The sequence below is a fragment of the Microbacterium sp. Bi128 genome, from assembly GCF_918698205.1.
This window is the reverse complement of the sequence record NZ_CAKKMM010001094.1, coordinates 1-1,732: the sequence shown is the minus strand read 5'-3', so window position 1 is coordinate 1,732 and position 1,732 is coordinate 1. Positions and strand designations below refer to the sequence as shown.

Annotated in this window: 3 protein-coding genes; 1 reads left to right on the top strand and 2 read right to left on the bottom strand. The window is 66.3% G+C overall.

Annotated features, from left to right (window positions below; translation table 11 throughout):
• Positions 1-148: 148 nt before the first annotated feature.
• Positions 149-628 carry a MarR family winged helix-turn-helix transcriptional regulator gene (locus tag LQV45_RS30095; RefSeq protein ID WP_223915074.1) on the bottom strand — a complete coding sequence of 160 codons (480 nt, stop codon included), beginning with the start codon at positions 626-628 and terminating at the stop codon, positions 149-151.
• 103 nt (positions 629-731) lie between these two features.
• Here LQV45_RS30095 and LQV45_RS30090 point away from each other — a divergent pair, with 103 nt between their 5' ends.
• Complete coding sequence (locus LQV45_RS30090) at positions 732-1,019, top strand: YciI family protein (RefSeq protein WP_018776102.1); 288 nt, start codon at positions 732-734, stop codon at positions 1,017-1,019.
• A 10-nt stretch (positions 1,020-1,029) separates the two neighbouring features.
• Here LQV45_RS30090 and LQV45_RS30085 read toward each other — a convergent pair.
• The coding region (locus LQV45_RS30085) for an SGNH/GDSL hydrolase family protein (protein WP_230010862.1) at positions 1,030-1,732 on the bottom strand (703 nt) is incomplete at its 5' end.

Here is a 1,732-nt window from a genome sequence, read left to right as displayed (position 1 = left end):
GTCGTCGTCGCCGACGCCTTCCGTAAAGGAGTCTCCAAGGGCAACGTAGCGGGACGTGAAATCCATGGATCCAGTCTGCCAGCAGTTGCCGTGAGCAACAAAGACGGTGATGCCCGACGTCGGACTGCGGCACCTTCGGCTGTCGCGCTTAGATGTCGCGCAGGATCCAGTGGTCGTCGTCGAGTCGGGCCACGATCTTTTCGCCGATCCGGGCCAGGTCCGCGACGTCCTCGGGGCTCAGGGCGTCGAGGAACAGTGAGCGGACCGCCTCGACATGCCCCGGGGCGAGTTTCACAATCGTCTGCATTCCGGCATCGGTCAGGTGGGCCGTGGTCACGCGGGCGTCGCCCGGGTGCGGCCTGCGCTCCAGCCAGCCGCGGTTCTGCAGCTTGGTGACCACATGCGAGAGCCGGGACAGGGAGGCGCTGGTGCGCGCGGCGAGCTCACTCATGGGCAGGAAGCGCCCTTCGGCCTCGGAAAGCATCGCCAGCACGTTGTAGTCGAACAGGGAAAGCTTGCCCGCGGCGTGGAGCTGGGTGTCCAGGGCGGCCGGCAGCATGGTGTTGATGCTGAGCTGGGCCAGCCAGGCCCGTCGTTCGTCGGCGTTGAGCCAGCGGGGTTCTGTCATGGCTACATTCTAGGAGACTGGAAGCTTGACGATTCAACTTCAGCGGGGGCAATTCCGGAAAACTTCCCGCCTGTCCGTGGCCAGCTACCGGTAGGCTGGCCGCATGTACGTAGTCTCCCTGACATACAAAGTCCCCGAGGACATTGTGGAGTTCCATCTTCCGGCGCACGTGACGTGGCTGCAGGCAGCCTTCGACGACGGCGTCTTCATGGTCGCGGGGCGCAAAATCCCCCGCACCGGCGGTCTGTTGCTCTCGAACGCGGACCGGGCCAGCCTTGACGCCGCCCTGGCCAAGGACCCGTTCTACGTCAACGGTGTGGCTGAATTCGAGGTCATGGAGTTCCACGCCAACAGGGTGGCTCCGGGCTACGAAAACCTGCTGGACAGCTGAGTCCCGGCGGCTACCCGGCGCCGGACTGGCCGCTGGCGCGCTGGTCGGGCAGCAGTTTCTTCAGGCCGCCCTTGCGCGGGACCCGCACGGGTTCGGGCCAGCGCGGCCGGAGCTGATCGCCGAGGGTTACGCCGCGGAGCTTCCGCCCGAACAACGGCAATACCCAGTCGCGGACCCAGCGGCGCTGCCGGCGTTCCCACTCCCGCAGGCCCGGTTTCACGGGCGGCTCCCATTCCCTGGGTTTGATCTTGTGCGGCACGCCGAGGTGGTCCAGGACCTGTGAGGCGAGGTATTTGTGGCCTGCCTTGGACATATGCAGCCGGTCCGAATCCCACATCCGCGGGTCATGGAAGGCGTCGAAGCACCAGTAGTCCACAAGCACCGCGCCGTAGCGGCCGGCGATCTCGCGGACGCGCCGGTTATAGAAGGCGTTGCGTTTCTTCAGCGGCTCCAGCAACGCGGAGACCTTGACGTCGAAGCCGGTGAAGAGCACCAGCGTTGCCCCCGTGCCGGCGAGCGCAGCCACCAGGGACTCGTAGTCCCGCATGAGGGCCTCGATGTCCGTGCCGAAATCCAGGATGTCGTTGCCGCCCGCGTAGAGCGTGACGAGGGTCGGCTCCATGGCCACGGCGGGACCGAGCTGTTCGCCGGCGATGTGACGCAGCCGTTTGCTGCGGATGGCCAGATTGGCGTACTCCCACCCCGGCTGCGCC